Here is an 18374-nt window from a genome sequence, read left to right on the forward strand (position 1 = left end):
CTTTTTATGCGAGCCCTCCGTCATGCCGTTGCGCGACGTGCTCATCGCCCTGGTCGTGGTTACGATCTGGGGCGTCAATTTCACAATCATCAAATTGAGCGTGGCCGAGTTGCCGCCGCTGCTGGTCGCGGCGCTGCGGTTTTTCTTTGCCGCCGTGCCGGTGATCTTCTTCGTCGCCCGGCCCAAAGCGCCCTGGCGTCTGGTGATCGGGTATGGGCTGTTCATGGGAACCGCGCTCTATGCGCTGCTCAATCTGGCCCTGTTCATGGGATTGTCGGCGTCGCTGGCTTCGCTCGCGCTGCAGGTGCAGGCGATGTTTACGATCGGGCTGGCGTTTTTCGTTTTCGGCGAAGTGCCGCGCCGGCTGCAGATTGCCGGGGCTGTGGTGGCGTTTGCCGGGATAGGGGTGATCGCCTGGGGGCATGGGACGGGGACCGAGCTGTTGCCGCTGGGCATATTGATGGTGGGGGCGCTGTGCTGGGGGATCGCCAACAATATTTCCAAGAAGGCCGGGGCGATTCCGATGGTGCCGTTCACCGTCTGGGGCAATTTCTTTGCCTCCATCCCCTTGTTCGTGCTCTCGTTCATGTTCGAGGGCGGGCCGGAGATCTTTACCTATATCGATCCGCCGAGCTGGAACATGGTGGGATTGATTGCCTTTCTGGCCTATCCGGCGACGCTGTTCGGCTTTGCCATGTGGAGCGCGCTGCTCTCGCGCCATTCGGCGGCGACGGTCGCCCCCTTTACGCTTTTGGTGCCAATCGCGGGGATTTCCTCGGGCGTCTTGATCCTGGGCGAGCCGATCTACCCCGTCGATATCGCCGGCGGGCTGCTGGTGTTTGTCGGGCTGCTGCTTACCGTGTTCAAACTAAAGCCCAAACAGGCGCCGATCCAGCCGGTGGCGTGATCAGGGCTTGGGGCGGATGAAGTCGCCGCTCTCCCCGTTCATGGTCCAGAGCTCGCCCGTCGAGATGTCGAACCAGGCGCCGTGAACGGAAAGCTGGTTTTCCTCGACGCGCGATTTGACGAAGGGGAAGGTCATGAGGTTGCCCAGCGACTGGCGGATGACGATGCGCTCGAGCGCTGTCTGCTGTTCGGCCGGGGTCATGAGCGAATTGGCTTCGACCTTGCCCGCGACCTCCTTGATCATGGTCAGCCATTTGCCGATGAAATCACCCTCGGGGGCGTGACCGGCGGCGGTCGCCAGGGCGCCCGAGATGCCGCCGCAGCGACCATGGCCCATGACGACGATGTGCTGGACCTTGAGATGGATGACGGCGAATTCGATGGCCGAGGAGGTGCCGTGATAGGCAGCGTCGGGGCCGAAGGGGGGCACCAGGTTGGCGACGTTGCGCATGACGAAGAGCTGGCCGGGGCCGGCATCGAAGATGGTTTCGGGGGCCGAGCGCGAATCGCAGCAGGCGATGACCATGGTGGTGGGCTTCTGGCCTTCCTCGGCCAGGGTCCGGTAGCGGTCGCTTTCGGTGCTGTAGCGCCCCGCCATGAAATTGCGGTAGCCCTCGAGCAGGGAGGAGGGGAAGTCCTGCGCCATCAGTTCGTCCTTTCGCGTCCGACGGTCTGCGATAGACCCTGGCGTGGCCAAGATCAATCGCTATGCTCGGCGCAGGGGCGGTAAAATTCCGCTCGTAAGCGTCATGAAATCAAGGAGAACAGAACCATGGTGATCTATCGATTCCTGTCGGGGGAGGATGATTCAGCGTTCTGCCACAAGGTCACCAAGGCGCTGAGCGAAGGCTGGCTGCTCTATGGCGAGCCCCATTACGTTTTCGACGCGGCGGCGGGCAAGATGCGCTGCGGGCAGGCGGTGACACGGGAGGTCGCCGACCAGGATTACGATCCGGAGAAAAAGCTCACGGACTATGTTTGAGGCGCTGGGGATGGGGCGAGGGCGCTGCCGGAGCTAGACCTGTCCGCCGGTGGGGATGACGACCACCGACTCCGCCGACCGCGTTGAGGGGCCGTGCCAGACAGCTTCGATGTTGTTGCCGTCGGGGTCGAGGATGAAGCAGGCGTAATAGCCGGGGTGGTAGGGGCGTTCGCCCGGCGCGCCATTGTCGGTGCCGCCGGCGGCGAGCGCCGCTTCGTAGAAGCGGGCGACCATGTCGGGGCTATCGGCCTGGAAGGCGAGGTGGACGCGGGTGGTGTAGTCGTCGGCCTTGTCGACGAAGAGTTCGTCGGAGGCGAAGAACCCATCGCCGTCATGGGTGATTTCACGGCCCAGCGCGGCCAGCGCCGAGCGATAGAAGCTGCGCGATCTTTCGAGATCGGCGACGCGCAGATGGACGTGATCGATCAAGCGTCCGACGTGGAATTGCATTTTGTCCTCCTTCGGGGCGACATATGCCGCCTCCCTGCATCGGGGACCGACTTTAGAGCATTTTCGCTTTTCTTCGAATCGCTCAATTGCTCCAATGTTCCAATTTCACTTTTGCCGGAAGCGCTGCGGAGGATTTTTTTGCTCTCGATATGGATCAGGGCGGGAGAGCGCATGGAACTTTACCTGCAAGGTAAATCTGGCTGACATTTGTCTATCTCTGCCTCGACTTAGCTCCAGATATCCAGGGTGCGGAGAAAATATGACGTTTAAAGTCAATATTTTAGCGGGGCCTGGGAAGCGGCTTTTCAGACCAAAGACGTAAGCGCGGCCCTTTGACGAATGGGGAAAGCGCGATTAGAAGTTGGCGCCAAGTTTGGGGCCGGAGTGACCGGCCGTTCATGCCCGGCCACGGCGCCGGAGGAGATCGAGGCAGCATGACGACCCAGTTTCGACCGACCTCTCCCCACCTTTCGGTTTGGCGTTTCACCCTCACCATGACGCTTTCGATCCTGCACCGTATCCTGGGTGTGGGGCTGTATCTGGGCACGATCCTGTTCGTGTTGTGGCTGGGCGCGGCAGCGCTGGGGCAGGAACAGCTCGAGGCGGTGCAGGGGTTCTTCGGCTATCCCATCATCCAGATCGGGCTGTTCCTCTACACCTGGACGCTGTTCCAGCACATGGCGGGCGGCATCAAGCATTTCGTCTGGGATACCGGCGCGGGGCTCGATCCGGCAGGGCGCGAGATCATGACGGTGGCCACGCTGGTCTTTTCGGCGGTGGCGACGGTTGTGGTCTGGGCGCTGTTCGTCTGGTTTTGAGGGAGTAGGGAACGATGAAGACCCATCCGGGCGAAAAAGGAACCGGCACTTTCATCCGCCAGCGCGTCACGGGCGCGATCAATATCGTTTTCGTGGGCTTTCTGATCTGGCTGGTCGTTTCGTTCGCGGGAGCCGAACGGGCCGAGATGGCGGCGGTGTTCTCGAACCCCTTCGTTGCGATCCTGGCGCTGGCGCTGATCGCCTCCCCGCTCATCCATATGCGCATCGGCATGTATGAGATCATCGAGGACTATGTCCACGATCCCAAGCTGCACGCGCTCGCCAAGATGCTCAACACGGTTTTCGTCGCGATCATCGGCATCATCGCCGCGATCTCGGTGCTCGTCCTCGCCTTCGGAGGTTAATCCCGCTCATGGCTTCGGCTTATCAAATCATTGACCACGCCTATGACGTCGTGGTGGTCGGCGCCGGCGGCGCGGGGCTGCGCGCCACGCTGGGCATGGCCGAGCAGGGCTTTTCGACGGCGTGCGTGACCAAGGTGTTTCCCACCCGCTCGCACACCGTCGCGGCACAGGGCGGGATCGCCGCCTCGCTCTCCAACATGGGCCCCGATAGCTGGCAGTGGCACATGTACGATACCGTCAAGGGGTCGGACTGGCTGGGCGACAACGACGCCATGGAATATCTCGCTCGCGAGGCGCCACAGGCGGTCTATGAACTCGAACATTACGGCGTGCCGTTCTCGCGCACCGAAGAGGGCAAGATCTACCAGCGCCCGTTCGGCGGGCATATGCAGAATTACGGCGACGGGCCTCCGGTGCAGCGCACCTGCGCGGCGGCGGACCGGACCGGGCACGCGATCCTCCATACGCTCTATGGACAATCGCTGCGCAACAACGCCGAATTCTTCGTCGAATATTTCGCCATCGACCTCTTGATGAGCGATGACGGGCAATGCCAGGGCATCATCGCCTGGAAGCTCGACGATGGCACCATCCATCGGTTCCGCGCCAAGATGGTGGTGCTGGCGACCGGCGGTTATGGCCGCGCCTATTTCTCGGCGACCTCGGCCCATACCTGCACCGGCGACGGCAATGGCATGGTGGCCCGGGCCGGGTTGCCGCTCCAGGACATGGAGTTCGTCCAGTTCCACCCCACGGGCATTTATGGCTCGGGGTGCCTGATCACCGAGGGTGCACGCGGCGAGGGCGGGTATCTGGTCAATTCGGAAGGCGAGCGGTTCATGGAGCGCTACGCGCCCAACGCCAAGGACCTTGCCAGCCGCGACGTGGTATCGCGCTGCATGACGCTCGAAATCCGCGAGGGACGGGGCGTGGGCCCCAAGGGCGACCACATCTTCCTCCATCTCGACCACCTCGATCCGGCGGTGCTGCACGAGCGGCTGCCGGGGATTTCGGAATCGGCGAAAATCTTTGCCGGCGTCGATCTCACCCGCGATCCGATCCCGGTGATCCCCACCGTCCACTACAATATGGGCGGTATCCCCACGACCTATTGGGGCGAGGCTATCGATCCGCGCAATGGCGGGGCCGACGCGACGATCCCCGGGCTGATGGCGGTGGGCGAGGCGGGCTGCGCCTCGGTGCACGGCGCCAACCGGCTGGGCTCGAACTCGCTGATCGACCTTGTGGTCTTCGGGCGCGCCGCCGCGATCAAGGCGGGGGAAATCATCGACCGCAATTCGCCGGTGCCCGAGGTCAACAAGGCCGCCGAGGACAAGATCATGGCGCGGTTCGACCGGCTGCGGAACGCCAATGGCGCGATCCCCACGGCAAAGCTTCGCGACAAGATGCAGCGCGCCATGCAGGAAGACGCCGCCGTGTTCCGCACCCAGGAGACGCTGGAGGCCGGTTGCCGGCGGATCAGCGAAATCTGGAGCGAATTGCCCGATATCAAGGTCCATGACCGTTCGCTGATCTGGAATTCCGATCTTGTCGAAACCCTCGAGCTGGAAAACCTGATGGCCAATGCCATCACCACCGTCTATTCGGCGGAAAACCGCAAGGAAAGCCGGGGCGCACACGCGCGCGAGGATTTCTCGGCGCGCGACGACGAAAACTGGCGCAAGCACACGCTGAGCTGGGTGGACGATGCGGGCAAGGTGACGCTCGACTATCGGCCGGTGCATGTCGATCCTTTGAGCGACGGCATCGACCTGGCCAAGATCGCGCCCAAGGCGCGCGTTTACTAGGGGGCTGGAGAGGACAATGGCCGAACTTCTTCTCAACAAGAAATCCCAGCCCAAAAAGGGCAAGACCTGGCCCAAGCCGGAAGGCGCGACGCGGCTGCGTGAATACCGCGTCTATCGCTACGATCCCGACACCCAGGAAAATCCGCGCATCGATACCTATTTCGTCGACCTTGACGATTGCGGGCCGATGATCCTGGACGGTCTGTTGTGGATCAAGAACACCATCGATCCAACGCTCACCCTGCGCCGTTCGTGCCGCGAGGGGATTTGCGGGTCGTGCGCGATGAATATCGACGGCGCCAACACGCTGGCCTGCACCAAGGGCATGGACGATGTGTCGGGCGGGCCGATCAAGGTCTATCCGCTGCCGCACATGCCGGTGGTGAAAGATCTGGTGCCCGACCTTTCGACGTTCTACGAGCAGCACAAATCGGTCGAGCCGTGGCTGCAGACCAAATCGCCGACCCCGGACACCGAATGGCTGCAGAGCCGCGAGGACCGGGCCAAGCTCGACGGGCTTTACGAGTGCATTTTGTGCGCGTGCTGCTCGACCTCGTGCCCGAGCTATTGGTGGAACGGGGAAAAATATCTCGGGCCAGCCGTGCTGCTGCAGGCCTATCGCTGGCTGATCGACAGCCGCGACGAGGCGACCAGCGAACGGCTCGACAATCTCGAGGACCCCTTCAAGCTCTATCGCTGCCACACGATCATGAACTGCGCCAAGGTCTGCCCCAAGGGGCTGAACCCGGCCAAGGCCATCGCCGAGATCAAGAAGATGATGGTCGAGCGCAAGGTGGCCTGAACCGGTGTCATGGGTTAAACGTTTAAAGGGTCTGCGGGAAAAACCCGCGGACCCTTTGTTTTGATGGAGCCGAGCCATGACCGATTACGAGACCATCCTCTATGTCGAACGGGAATCGGTGGCGCGGCTGATGGTGACGGCGCTGCGGGCGCATGGGTTCTCGCCGCGCGAGATCGCCGATGGCGGATTGCCGGGGATCGGGACCGGGTTGACTGGCCAGGGATTGGCCATCGCGGTGCCGCAAAGCGAGGCGCGCGAGGCCCAGCCGCTGGCCGAAGCCCTGCTCAAGGACATGGTGTCGAAATAGGACGTCCCATTGGCGCCACATTGGGGCGTTTGGTAAGGATGGCCTATCCGCCATATTGCGCGGCGGGACTTGTTTCGTCCCGGCGATCCCGCCATAAAGCGTATCGGCGGCGGCTGAGCGCAGGAACGAGGCGGATTGCCGGGCGTTCCCGAGCGGGATGAGAGATGGTGGAGCCGATATGATCACTTTGCAAAAATCACTGGGGCTGGTCGTGATCACCGGCGCGCTGACCGCCCTTGCGGCGTGTTCGCCCACCAGTTTCGGACGCACCGCACCCAGCGTCCAGACGCCTCCGCCCGCCCAGCCGGCGCCGATCCAGCCCGTGCAGACCGGTTCGGTCCAGACCACCGACCTGCCCCCGATCGCGGGGACCAGCACCATCGAGACGACGCCGGCCGCCACCCCATCGGTGCCGGGCAATACCGCGGCGCTCGATACCGGCAACACGACAAATTCGGGGCCGGGATTCGTCCTCGACGACGTTGGCGCACCGGGCAACACGACCGGGGGACGCAATCTTTCGGGCACCACCACAATGGAGCAGCTCCTTGGGGGCTGGACGATCCTGGTGGGGGCCGATCAATGCCGGCTCAACCTCACCTACACCGCCAAGGGCTCGACCGGGCGTTATCGCGCCTCGACGCCGGCCTGCGCCGAGCCGACGCTGGCGACGGTCACCTCCTGGCAATTGCTGGGCAATCAGGTGCAGCTCTACAATGAAGCCGACGAACTGGTGGGGACGCTGCTCAAGAGCGGCAACCGGTTCGTGGGGACCCTCGCTGGAGGCCAGGCCATCTCGATGGTCGGCTGATCTTGGCGGGGGGCGAAGGAACGCGGGGCACCATTGTCGACGCTTATGCGGAGATGATCGTCTCGGGCCGCGTGCGGCCCGATGCGGCGCAGAAAGAGGCCGTCGAAAAGCTTCAGGACGTGGCCGAGGGGCTCGGAAGGCTCGAAGCCCAATCGGGGTCGGTGATTGCGGCGCTGTTCCGGCGCAAGCGCGAAGTGCCCAAGGGGCTCTACATCTGGGGCGATGTGGGCCGGGGCAAGACCATGCTCATGGATCTGTTCTTTAAGACCGTGCCGGTCAAGGCCAAGCGGCGTGTGCATTTCCATGAATTCATGAACGAAGTGCACGAGGCGATTGCCCAATTTCGGGCGGGCAATGGCGGGACCAAGGGCGCGCGCGACCCCATTCCCGCCGTCGCGCGGCCGATCACGCGGTCGGTGCGGCTGTTGTGTTTCGACGAGTTCTTCGTCTCCGACATCACCGATGCGATGCTTTTGAAGCGCCTGTTCGAGATCTTGTTCGCCGATGGGGTGGTGGTGGTCGCGACCTCCAACATCCCACCCGAAAAGCTTTATTGGAACGGGCTCAATCGCCAGCTTTTCCTGCCCTTCATCGACCTGCTCGAACGCCATGCCGAGGTGTTCAATCTCAATGCGGAAACCGACTACCGACGCGAAAAGCTCGATGCGCAGGAGGTCTATCGGTTCGGGACCGGGCCGGAGGTGGACGCGGCGATGGACGGGCTGTTCGAACATCTGACCGGCGGGGCCGAGGCCAAGCGGGACGCCATCGAAAGCCTGGGACGGGTCATCGTCGTGCCGGCGCAGGCCATGGGGGTGGCGCGGTTCGATTTCGCCGATCTTTGCGAGCGGCCCCTTGGAGCCCGGGATTATCTCAGGATCGCCAACACCTATCATACCCTGGTGATCGAGCACGTTCCGGTGTTCTCGCGGCTGAAATCGGACGCCGCCAAGCGTTTCATCCTGCTGGTCGATACGCTCTACGACCGGGGGGTGAAACTGGCGGCGAGCTTTGCGGCCCCGCTCGACGAGCTGGCGCAGGACGACAAGACGCGGTTCGAATTCGCAAGGTGTCTGTCGCGGCTCGAAGAGATGCGCTCGGCCGACTATATAGCGCAACCGCTGCGGCAGAAAACGGCGATCTGAGTGCCTTTCGCGACAGGGAAAGCGTCAGCATTGCAGACATAGTTGCGGCGGAGCTGGCCGAAGGGGCCAAATTTCCGGCGTTAGACGAAGGGTTCACTTGCGTCGCATTGTCACAAGGGCTATGGAGGGCGCGAGGAAAACGTTACTTTACCTATAGGGAAACTTGCTCATGGCGCGTAAGAAAATCGCTCTGATCGGCGCGGGTCAGATCGGTGGGACTCTGGCTCATCTGGTGGCGCTCAAGGAGCTGGGCGACGTGATGCTGTTCGACATCGTCGATGGCGTGCCGCAGGGCAAGGCGCTCGATCTCGCCCAGTCCGGCCCGGTCGAGGGGTACAATGCGTCGCTCAAGGGCACGTCCGAATACAAGGACATCGAAGGCGCCGACGTCGTGATCGTCACCGCCGGGGTGCCGCGCAAGCCGGGCATGAGCCGCGACGATCTTCTGGAAATCAATCTCAAGGTCATGGAGCAGGTCGGCGCGGGCATCGCCAAATACGCCCCCGACGCGTTCGTGATCTGCATCACCAATCCGCTTGACGCCATGGTCTGGGCGCTGCAGAAATTCTCCGGTCTTCCCGCCAACAAGGTGGTCGGCATGGCGGGCGTGCTCGATTCGGCGCGGTTCCGCCACTTCATCGCCGACGAGCTCAACGTTTCGGTGCAGGACGTCACAGCCTTCGTGATGGGCGGGCATGGCGATACCATGGTGCCCCTGGCGCGCTATTCGACGGTCGCGGGCATTCCGCTGCCCGACATGGTCAAGATGGGCTGGATGAGCAAGGACAAGCTCGACCAGATCATCCAACGCACCCGCGATGGCGGCGCCGAGATTGTCGGGCTGCTAAAGACCGGGTCGGCCTTTTATGCGCCCGCCGCCTCGGCGATCGAAATGGCCGAATGCTATCTCAAGGACAAAAAGCGCATCCTGCCCTGCGCCGCGTTCCTCACCGGTCAGTTCGGGGTGGACGACCGCTATGTTGGCGTGCCGGTGGTGATCGGCTCCGAGGGCGTCGAGCGGATCGTCGAGATCGAGCTCAATGCCGCCGAAAAGAAGATGTTCGACGCCTCGGTCGAGGCTGTCGAAGGGCTGGTCGAGGCCTGCAAGAAGATCGCGCCCAAGCTGGGCTGACCCAGAACGCCCGGCGGCTTGAACGCCGGGCTTTTCCCATTGGCGCGCGGCGCTGCTGACGACACCCCAAGCGAAGGGTCCCAGATCAAATGAACATCCACGAATATCAGGCCAAGGAACTTTTGAAGGGGTTCGGCGCGCCGGTGGCGCGGGGCGTGCCCATCCTGAGCGCCGACGAGGCGGAAGCGGCGGCCAGATCGCTGCCGGGGCCGCTCTATGTGGTCAAGAGCCAGATCCACGCCGGCGGGCGCGGCAAGGGCAAGTTCACTGAACTGGGGCCCGACGCCAAGGGCGGCGTGCGGCTGGCGCGGTCGATCGACGAGGTGGTGGCCAATGCCCGCGAGATGCTGGGCAACACGCTGGTGACCGCCCAGACCGGCGAAGCGGGCAAGCAGGTCAACCGTCTCTATATCGAGGACGGCGCCGATATCGATCGCGAGCTTTACTGCTCGCTGCTGGTCGACCGCTCGGTGGGGCGCGTGGCGTTCGTGGTTTCGACCGAAGGCGGCATGGATATCGAGCAGGTCGCCCATGACACGCCCGAAAAGATCGAGACCATCGCCATCGACCCCGAGGCCGGCGTCACCGATGCCGATATCGGCAGGATCGCTTCGGCGCTCAAGCTCGAAGGCGCGGCCGCCGAGGACGCAAAATCGCTGTTTCCCGCGCTCTATAAGGCGTTCGTCGAAAAGGACATGAGCCTTCTCGAAATCAACCCGCTGATCGTGATGACCGACGGCCATCTGCGGGTGCTGGACGCCAAGGTGAGCTTCGACGGCAACGCGCTGTTCCGCCACCCCGACATCATGGAATTGCGTGACGAGAGCGAAGAGGACGCCAAGGAGATCGAGGCCAGTAAATGGGACCTCGCCTATGTGGCGCTCGACGGCAATATCGGCTGCATGGTCAACGGCGCCGGGCTGGCCATGGCGACGATGGACATCATCAAGCTCTACGGCAAGGAGCCGTCCAATTTCTGTGACGTTGGCGGGGGTGCGAGCAAGGAAAAGGTCGCTGCCGCGTTCAAGATCATCACCGCCGACCCCAAGGTCGAGGGCATTCTGGTCAATATCTTCGGCGGCATCATGAAGTGCGACGTGATCGCCGAGGGCGTCGTCGCTGCCGTCAAGGAAGTGGGGCTCAAGGTTCCGCTGGTGGTCCGCCTCGAAGGCACCAATGTGGAGCTGGGCAAGAAGATACTCAACGAATCCGGGCTGGCGATCACCGCCGCCGACGATCTCGACGACGCCGCCCAGAAGATCGTGGCGGCCGTAGCCTGATGATCGACTTCATCGCCGCATGGCTGCCTCCAGTTCTCATCCTGCTCGTCTTTCTGGGCGCCGGAGTGGCGATCAGCAAGCGGCAGATGAAGAGCTATGGCCAGCATGTGGCCGAGGTCAAAGCCATCAATGACGAGCTTATCGCGATCAACCAGGAAATGGTCGCCGAGCTTCGTGAAATCAAAACGATTCTGAAGGACCGCACGTAAATGTCCATTCTCGTCGACAAGAACACCAAGATTCTCGTGCAGGGCCTGACCGGCAAGACCGGCACGTTCCACACCGAGCAGGCGCTGGCCTATTACGGCACGCAGATGGTGGGCGGCATCCACCCCAAGAAGGGCGGGGAAACCTGGACCGGGGCCGGCGGCCACGAGCTGCCGATCTTTGCGAGCGTGGCCGAGGGCAAGGACAGGACCGGGGCGGACGCCTCGGTGATCTATGTTCCGCCCGCCGGTGCGGCCGATGCCATCATCGAGGCGATCGACGCGGAAATAGGCTTCATCACCTGCATCACCGAAGGCATTCCGGTGTCGGACATGGTGCGGGTCAAGGCGCGGCTCGAACGCTCGAACTCGCGGCTTTTGGGTCCCAACTGCCCTGGCATCCTGACCCCCGAAGAGTGCAAGATCGGCATCATGCCCGGTTCGATCTTCCGGAAGGGCTCGGTGGGGATCGTTTCGCGCTCGGGTACGCTCACCTATGAGGCGGTGTTCCAGACCACCAATGAAGGCCTGGGCCAGACCACGGCTGTCGGCATCGGCGGCGATCCGGTCAAGGGCACCGAGTTCATCGACGTGCTCGAGATGTTCCTGGCCGACGACGCCACCGAATCGATCATCATGATCGGCGAGATCGGCGGTTCGGCCGAGGAAGACGCCGCCCAGTTCCTGATCGACGAGGCGAAAAAGGGCCGCAGCAAGCCGATGGCCGGGTTCATCGCGGGCCGGACGGCGCCCAAGGGCCGCACCATGGGCCATGCGGGCGCCGTGGTTTCGGGCGGCAAGGGGGACGCCGAATCCAAGATCGCCGCGATGGAAGCAGCGGGCATTACCGTTTCGCCCTCGCCGGCGCGGCTGGGCAAGACGCTTGTGGATGTATTGAAGGGCTAGTTGTTCACCTGGGCCGGTCGGAACCCCATGTCAGGGGCGGATTAACCGAAACGAAGTCCGGGCCGGTCATAGTTCCAACCCAATTGGCGGCCGAAAACTGAAATCGGCAGGTTGGATTTTTTCAGCGGGGGATCGGGACCCCCATAGAGAGCGAAATGGCACGACAGGACCAGAACGAAACGTTCCTCCTCACCTCCTTCCTTTATGGCGGAAATGCCGATTATATCGAGGCGCTTTACGCCCGGTACAAAACCGATCCCAAAAGCGTCGACCCGAGCTGGGCGGAGTTTTTCTCCAACCTTTCCGACAGCGCCGATCAGGTGAGGCAGAACGCGGAAGGCCCGAGCTGGCGGCGGCGCGACTGGCCACGGGCCGGCAATGGCGAACTGGTTTCGGCGCTCGACGGCGATTGGGGCGAGCTTGCGGTCAAGGCCCAGAAGGCGGTGACCGAAAAGGCCAGCAAGGCTGGAGAGCAGGCTTCGCCCGAGGCTATCCTGCAGGCGACGCGGGATTCGATCCACGCCATCATGATGATCCGCGCCTATCGCATGCGCGGGCATCTGCACGCCAATCTCGATCCGCTGGGTCTCGAAAAGCTCGACGATGCCCACGAGCTCGATCCGGCCACCTATGGGTTCACCGAGGCCGATTACGGGCGCGAAATCTTCATCGACAATTATCTCGGGCTCGAATCGGCCACCGTGCCGCAGATGCTCGAGATCTTGAAGCGCACCTATTGCGGCACGCTCGGCATCGAATTCATGCACATCTCGGACCCGGAGGCCAAAGCCTGGATCCAGGAGCGCATCGAGGGGCCGGACAAAGAGATCAGCTTCACCACCGAAGGCAAGCGGGCCATCCTCAACAAGCTCGCCGAAGCCGAGGGGTTCGAAAAATTCCTCGACGTCAAATACACCGGCACCAAGCGCTTCGGGCTCGACGGCGGCGAAGCGCTGATCCCGGCGCTCGAACAGATCGTCAAGCGCGGCGGCGCGCTGGGGCTGCAGGATATCGTTCTGGGCATGGCCCATCGCGGGCGGCTCAACGTTTTGACCCAGTTGATGGCCAAGCCGCACCGGGCGCTGTTCCACGAATTCAAGGGCGGTGCGTTCTACCCCGACGACGTCGAGGGTTCGGGCGACGTCAAATACCATCTGGGCGCCTCTTCGGACCGCGAGTTCGACGGCAACACCGTGCACCTTTCGCTGACCGCAAACCCCAGCCATCTCGAGATCGTCGATCCGGTGGTGCTGGGCAAGGCGCGCGCCAAGCAGGACCAGCTTTCGGCGGTCGACGGGCGCTTCGTCAAGGACACGCGCGACACCAACCGCATGTCGGTGCTGCCGCTGCTTCTGCATGGCGACGCGGCGTTCGCCGGGCAGGGGGTGGTGGCGGAATGCTTCGGGCTGTCCGGGCTCAAGGGGCACCGGACCGGCGGGTCGATCCATTTCGTCATCAACAACCAGATCGGGTTTACCACCAGCCCGCATTTCTCGCGGTCCTCGCCCTATCCCACCGATGTCGCCAAGATGATCGAGGCGCCGGTGTTCCACTGCAATGGCGACGATCCGGAAGCGGTGGTCTATGCGGCCAAGATCGCCACCGAGTTCCGCCAGAAATTCGGGCGGCCGGTGGTCATCGACATGTTCTGCTACCGCCGGTTCGGGCACAATGAAGGCGACGAGCCCAGCTTCACCCAACCCTTGATGTACAAGGCGATCCGCGGGCACAAATCGACGCTGGAAATCTATGGGCAAAAGCTCATCGACGAGGGCGTGGTTTCGACCGAGGAGTTCGAGCAGCTCAAGGCCGATTGGCGGGCGCGGCTCGAAAACGAGTTCGAGGCCGGGCAGGATTACCGGCCCAACAAGGCCGATTGGCTGGACGGCGCCTGGAAGAACATCAAGCTGGCCGAGGTCGATGGGCCAAGGCGCGGGGTGACGGGCGTCGCCATCGAAAAGCTGCGCGATCTGGGCAACAGCCTCTGTTCGGTGCCGCAGGGCTTCCATGTGCATCGCACGGTTCAGCGCTTCCTCGACAACCGGAAAAAGATCATCACCGAGGGCGAGGGGGTCGACTGGGCGACGGCAGAGGCGCTGGCTTTCGCCACGCTGCTGGACGAGGGTCATCCGGTGCGGCTGTCCGGCCAGGACGTCGAGCGCGGCACCTTCAGCCAGCGCCATTCGGTGCTCTACGACCAGGAGAACGAGGCGACCCATACCCCGCTCAACAATCTGGCCGGCGGCCAGGCGCGCTATGAGGTCATCAACTCTATGCTCAGCGAAGAGGCGGTGCTGGGGTTCGAATACGGCTATTCGCTGGCCGAGCCCAATGCGCTGACCATCTGGGAGGCCCAGTTCGGCGATTTCGTCAACGGCGCGCAGGTGGTGATCGACCAGTTCATCGCGGCAGGCGAGCGCAAATGGCTGCGCATGAGCGGGCTGGTGATGCTGTTGCCGCATGGCTATGAAGGCCAGGGCCCCGAGCACTCCTCGGCGCGTCCGGAGCGGTTCCTCCAGCTTTGCGCCGAGGACAACATGCAGGTGCTCAACTGCACCACCCCGGCCAATTATTTCCACGCGCTGCGCAGGCAATTGAAGCGCGATTTCCGCAAGCCGCTGATCATCATGACGCCAAAATCGCTGCTGCGTCACAAGCGGGCGGTATCGGGGCTGCGCGAATTGGGCCCCGACACCTTCTTCCATCGCCTGCTCTGGGACGATGCGGAGACGCCGGGCGTGCCCAAGACCGAGGTCAATCTGGTCGGCGACGACAAGATCAGGCGCGTGGTGGTGTGCACGGGCAAGGTCTATTACGATCTGCTCGAAGATCGCGAAAAGCGCGGCATCAACGACGTTTATCTGATGCGTCTCGAACAGCTCTACCCGTTCCCGGCCAAGGCGCTGATCGACGAGTTGAGCCGGTTCCGCAATGCCGAGATCGTCTGGTGCCAGGAAGAACCCAAGAACATGGGCGCCTGGAGTTTCGTTCAGCCCTATATCGAATGGGTGCTCGAACAGATGGGCCAGCCCGGCGCCCGCCCGCGCTATGTGGGACGTCCGGCCTCGGCCTCGACCGCCACGGGGCTGATGCGCACCCACGTCGCCCAGCTCCAGGCGTTCCTGGACGAAGCCTTCGAGTAACAGCATTTGCCGCCGCCCGGCGGGAGACGCCGGGTTCAAGAGCCGCTAGAAAGGATACGAGAGATGTCCACTGAAGTCCGCGTTCCGACCCTGGGGGAAAGCGTTACCGAAGCGACGATCGGGCAATGGTTCAAGAAGGTGGGGGACGCGGTTTCGGCCGACGAACCCATCGTGGAGCTCGAAACCGACAAGGTGACGATCGAGGTTCCCGCGCCGGTGTCCGGCACGATCGAGGCCATTTCGGTCAATGAGGGCGATACCGTCGAGGTCGGCGCGCTGATCGCGGCGATCGCCGCGGGCGCCGCGCCCGCCAAGCAGGCCGAAGCCCCCAAGCCCGCCGAGGCGCCAAAGGCCGAGACGCCGAAGGCCGCCGAAGCGCCGGCACCCGCCGCCAGGACCGAGATGCCCGCCGCCCCTTCGGCCGCCAAGCTGATGGCCGAACGCGACATCGACCCCGCTTCGGTGGAAGGATCGGGCAAGCGTGGGCAGGTGCTCAAGGAAGACGTGCTCAAGGCGGTGGAACGGACCGGGGAAAAGCCCGCCGCTGCCGCTCCGGCTCCCGCCCAGGCGCGCGCGCCGTCGGCGAGCGGGGATGCGGGGCGCGAGGAACGGGTCAAGATGACCCGTCTGCGCCAGACCATCGCCAAGCGTTTGAAGGACGCCCAGAACGCGGCGGCCATGCTGACCACCTTCAACGAGGTGGACATGAAGCCGATCATGGATCTGCGCAATTCCTACAAGGAACTGTTCGAGAAAAAGCACGGTGTCAAACTCGGCTTCATGGGCTTTTTCACCAAGGCCGTGGTGCATGCCCTCAAGGACGTCCCGGCGGTCAATGCCGAGATCGACGGCACCGACATCATCTACAAAAACTTCGCCCATATCGGGGTGGCCGTGGGGACCGACAAGGGGCTTGTGGTTCCCGTGGTGCGCGACGCCGACCAGATGACCATCGCCGAGGTCGAAAAGGAGATCGCGCGGTTGGGCAAGGCAGCGCGCGATGGCGGGCTGTCGATGGCCGACATGCAGGGCGGCACGTTCACCATCTCCAATGGTGGCGTCTATGGCTCGCTGATGAGCACCCCGATCCTCAACGCGCCGCAATCGGGCATTCTGGGCATGCACAAGATCCAGGAGCGGCCCGTGGTCGTCGGCGGGCAGATCGTGGTGCGCCCGATGATGTATCTGGCGCTGTCCTATGATCACCGGATCGTCGACGGCAAGGAAGCGGTGACGTTCCTGGTGCGCGTCAAGGAAAGCCTCGAGGACCCGCAGCGCCTGGTGCTCGATCTTTAGACAATCGGAAGGCGGGGCACCGCTCCCGCCTTTTCGCCGCAAGCCGGGGAGATGATCCGTGAGTTTCGAGCTGACGCTGCTGGTGTGGTCGGTGCTGATCCTGTTCGTGCATATCGGCGTGCAGGCGAGCTTGCTGACGCGCGATCTGGGTCGCGAATACAATGCCGGTCCGCGCGACGAACAGCGCGAACTCAGCCCGGTGGGCGGGCGCGCCGAACGGGCGCTGCGCAATTTCCTCGAAACATGGCCCGCCTTCATCGTCCTGGTGCTGGCGGCGAGCGTCGCGGGCATTTCGAGCGGGCTCACCCAATGGGGGGCGGGGCTCTACGTGGCGTTCCGCCTCGCCTATATCCCGCTCTATCTGATGGGCATTCCCTATGCGCGGTCGTTGGCCTTTACGGGCGCCTGCCTGGGGCTGTTGCTGATGTTTATCGGGATCGTCTTCTGACGGAACCCGTCGGGACCAATTGATGACTTCGCGCCCAGGCGCGGCAGCCGAGAAGGACAGACCTGACAATGGCCGAAACTTTCGATCTCACCATCATCGGTACCGGGCCGGGGGGCTATGTGTGCGCGGTGCGCGCGGCGCAACTGGGCATGAAGGTCGCCGTCGTCGAGAAATGGCCGAGCTTCGGGGGCACTTGCCTCAATATCGGGTGCATTCCCTCCAAGGCGCTGCTGCACGCTTCCGAGCTTTTCGAGGAAGCCAGCCACAGCTTCCCGCAATTGGGGATCGAGGTGGGTGCGCCCACGCTCAACCTTTCGGCGATGATGGCGCACAAGGACGATACCGTGGCGTCCAACACCGGCGGCATCGAATATCTGTTCAAGAAGAACAAGATCACCGCCTTTAAGGGCACCGGAAAGATCGCGGGCGCGGGCAAGGTTGCGGTCACCGCCGAGGACGGCAGCGTGACCGATATCGAAACCAAAAATATCGTGATCGCCACGGGTTCGGTTTCGGCCAATTTGCCGGGGATCGAGATCGACGAGGAAACCATCGTCACCTCGACCGGGGCGCTCAAGCTCGACAAGGTGCCCGAGAGCCTGCTGGTGATCGGGGCCGGCGTCATCGGACTGGAGCTGGGCTCGGTCTGGGCGCGGCTCGGCGCCAAGGTGACGGTGGTCGAATTCCTCGACCGCATCCTGCCGGGCATGGATGGGGATGTGGCCAAGCAGTTCCAGCGCATGCTGGGCAAGCAGGGGTTCGACTTCAAGCTCGGAACCAAGGTGACGGCGATCGAAAAGACCGATGCGGGATTGGTCGCAACGATCGAGCCGGCGGCGGGCGGGGAGGCGACGACGCTTGCAACCGACGTGGCGCTGGTCGCCATCGGGCGCGTGCCGTTCACCGACGGGCTGGGGCTCGAGGACATCGGCGTCGAGCGCGACCAGCGCGGGCGTGTGGTGACCGACGGGCATTACAAGACCAATATCGATGGCATCTACGCCATCGGCGACGTGATCGCCGGGCCGATGCTGGCGCACAAGGCCGAGGACGAGGGCATCGCCATCGCGGAAATCCTCGCTGGGCAGGCCGGTCACGTCAATTATGGGGTGATACCGGGCGTGGTCTATACCAATCCGGAAGTGGCATCGGTGGGCAGGACGGAAGAAGAATTGAAGGCCGAAGGCATTGCCTACAAGGCCGCCAAATTCCCCTTCACCGCCAACGGCCGCGCCAAGGCCATGCTGGCCACGCAAGGGTTCGTCAAGATCCTCGCCGACAAGGAGACTGACCGCGTGCTGGGATGCCATATCGTGGGCAAGGGCGCCGGCGAGATGATCCATGAAGCGGCGGTGTTGATGGAATTCGGCGGTTCGGCGGAAGATCTGGCCCGGACTTGTCACGCCCACCCGACCATGAGCGAAGCGGTGCGCGAGGCGGCGCTCGGGCTGGGCGACGGGTCGATACATATCTAACGTCTCACGGTGCGCACCGCCCCGATCATGACGCGCTAAAGCCGCGCTATGACCGGGGCTGCACCTGCGACGGCGCGGCGAAAACGTTCGCCGG

At 63.3% G+C, this 18374-nt stretch carries 19 protein-coding genes; 17 read left to right on the forward strand and 2 right to left on the reverse strand.

What is annotated here, in order from left to right:
* Positions 1-22: 22 nt before the first annotated feature.
* Entirely contained in the window at positions 23-907 is an 885-nt protein-coding gene (locus V4T21_RS04615) for an EamA family transporter (RefSeq protein ID WP_332713700.1), read from the forward strand.
* On the opposite strand, the gene V4T21_RS04620 is transcribed toward V4T21_RS04615, so the two are convergent.
* Positions 908-1552 carry a carbonic anhydrase gene (locus V4T21_RS04620; RefSeq protein WP_332713702.1) on the reverse strand — a complete coding sequence of 215 codons (645 nt, stop codon included), beginning with the start codon at positions 1550-1552 and terminating at the stop codon, positions 908-910.
* 126 nt (positions 1553-1678) lie between these two features.
* On the opposite strand from V4T21_RS04620, the gene V4T21_RS04625 reads away from it, so the two are divergent.
* Complete coding sequence (locus V4T21_RS04625; protein ID WP_332713705.1) at positions 1679-1888, forward strand: DUF1737 domain-containing protein; 210 nt, start codon at positions 1679-1681, stop codon at positions 1886-1888.
* Positions 1889-1921: 33 nt separating this feature from the next.
* Here the strand turns inward: V4T21_RS04625 and V4T21_RS04630 are convergent, their stop codons facing one another.
* Entirely contained in the window at positions 1922-2338 is a 417-nt protein-coding gene (locus V4T21_RS04630) for a VOC family protein (RefSeq protein WP_332713708.1), read from the reverse strand.
* A gap of 434 nt (positions 2339-2772) precedes the next feature.
* On the opposite strand from V4T21_RS04630, the gene sdhC reads away from it, so the two are divergent.
* The 15 genes from sdhC (at position 2773) to lpdA (ending at position 18280) form a co-directional block, all read left to right on the forward strand.
* Positions 2773-3156: a succinate dehydrogenase, cytochrome b556 subunit gene (sdhC, locus tag V4T21_RS04635; RefSeq protein ID WP_332713711.1), complete on the forward strand. Its 384-nt coding sequence runs from the start codon at positions 2773-2775 to the stop codon at positions 3154-3156.
* A gap of 14 nt (positions 3157-3170) precedes the next feature.
* The gene (gene sdhD / locus V4T21_RS04640; RefSeq protein WP_332713714.1) at positions 3171-3521 is read left to right on the forward strand and encodes a succinate dehydrogenase, hydrophobic membrane anchor protein; all 351 of its coding nucleotides are present in this window, start codon (positions 3171-3173) and stop codon (positions 3519-3521) included.
* Positions 3522-3529: 8 nt separating this feature from the next.
* A complete protein-coding gene (sdhA, locus tag V4T21_RS04645; RefSeq protein WP_332713717.1) occupies positions 3530-5329 on the forward strand; it encodes a succinate dehydrogenase flavoprotein subunit in 1800 nt (599 codons plus the stop codon).
* A gap of 16 nt (positions 5330-5345) precedes the next feature.
* Positions 5346-6131: a succinate dehydrogenase iron-sulfur subunit gene (locus tag V4T21_RS04650; protein ID WP_332713719.1), complete on the forward strand. Its 786-nt coding sequence runs from the start codon at positions 5346-5348 to the stop codon at positions 6129-6131.
* Between the two features lie 76 nt (positions 6132-6207).
* Positions 6208-6438, forward strand: a complete 231-nt coding sequence (locus tag V4T21_RS04655) for a hypothetical protein (protein WP_332713721.1) — start codon at positions 6208-6210, stop codon at positions 6436-6438.
* A gap of 178 nt (positions 6439-6616) precedes the next feature.
* On the forward strand, positions 6617-7249 hold the full coding sequence (locus V4T21_RS04660) for an AprI/Inh family metalloprotease inhibitor (RefSeq protein WP_332713723.1): 633 nt from the start codon (positions 6617-6619) through the stop codon (positions 7247-7249).
* A 2-nt stretch (positions 7250-7251) separates the two neighbouring features.
* Positions 7252-8394: a cell division protein ZapE gene (zapE, locus tag V4T21_RS04665; protein ID WP_332713725.1), complete on the forward strand. Its 1143-nt coding sequence runs from the start codon at positions 7252-7254 to the stop codon at positions 8392-8394.
* A gap of 169 nt (positions 8395-8563) precedes the next feature.
* Positions 8564-9526 carry a malate dehydrogenase gene (gene mdh / locus V4T21_RS04670; RefSeq protein ID WP_332713727.1) on the forward strand — a complete coding sequence of 321 codons (963 nt, stop codon included), beginning with the start codon at positions 8564-8566 and terminating at the stop codon, positions 9524-9526.
* Between the two features lie 89 nt (positions 9527-9615).
* The gene (gene sucC, locus V4T21_RS04675) at positions 9616-10806 is read left to right on the forward strand and encodes an ADP-forming succinate--CoA ligase subunit beta (protein WP_332713728.1); all 1191 of its coding nucleotides are present in this window, start codon (positions 9616-9618) and stop codon (positions 10804-10806) included.
* Positions 10806-11015 (forward strand): hypothetical protein, encoded by a 210-nt coding sequence (locus V4T21_RS04680; RefSeq protein ID WP_332713730.1) that lies wholly within the window; start codon positions 10806-10808, stop codon positions 11013-11015. Before sucC ends, V4T21_RS04680 begins: the two co-directional genes overlap by 1 nt.
* Positions 11016-11918 carry a succinate--CoA ligase subunit alpha gene (gene sucD / locus V4T21_RS04685; protein ID WP_332713732.1) on the forward strand — a complete coding sequence of 301 codons (903 nt, stop codon included), beginning with the start codon at positions 11016-11018 and terminating at the stop codon, positions 11916-11918.
* 155 nt (positions 11919-12073) lie between these two features.
* Positions 12074-15061 carry a 2-oxoglutarate dehydrogenase E1 component gene (locus V4T21_RS04690; protein ID WP_332713733.1) on the forward strand — a complete coding sequence of 996 codons (2988 nt, stop codon included), beginning with the start codon at positions 12074-12076 and terminating at the stop codon, positions 15059-15061.
* Positions 15062-15124: 63 nt separating this feature from the next.
* Positions 15125-16357: a 2-oxoglutarate dehydrogenase complex dihydrolipoyllysine-residue succinyltransferase gene (odhB, locus tag V4T21_RS04695; RefSeq protein ID WP_332713735.1), complete on the forward strand. Its 1233-nt coding sequence runs from the start codon at positions 15125-15127 to the stop codon at positions 16355-16357.
* 58 nt (positions 16358-16415) lie between these two features.
* Positions 16416-16805, forward strand: coding sequence for an MAPEG family protein (locus tag V4T21_RS04700; protein ID WP_332713737.1), 390 nt, complete (start codon positions 16416-16418; stop codon positions 16803-16805).
* A gap of 68 nt (positions 16806-16873) precedes the next feature.
* Complete coding sequence (gene lpdA, locus V4T21_RS04705) at positions 16874-18280, forward strand: dihydrolipoyl dehydrogenase (RefSeq protein WP_332713738.1); 1407 nt, start codon at positions 16874-16876, stop codon at positions 18278-18280.
* The last annotated feature ends 94 nt before the right edge of the window (positions 18281-18374 follow it).

This window comes from Pelagibacterium mangrovi, from assembly GCF_036662815.1.
GTDB classification, from domain to species: domain Bacteria; phylum Pseudomonadota; class Alphaproteobacteria; order Rhizobiales; family Devosiaceae; genus Pelagibacterium; species Pelagibacterium mangrovi.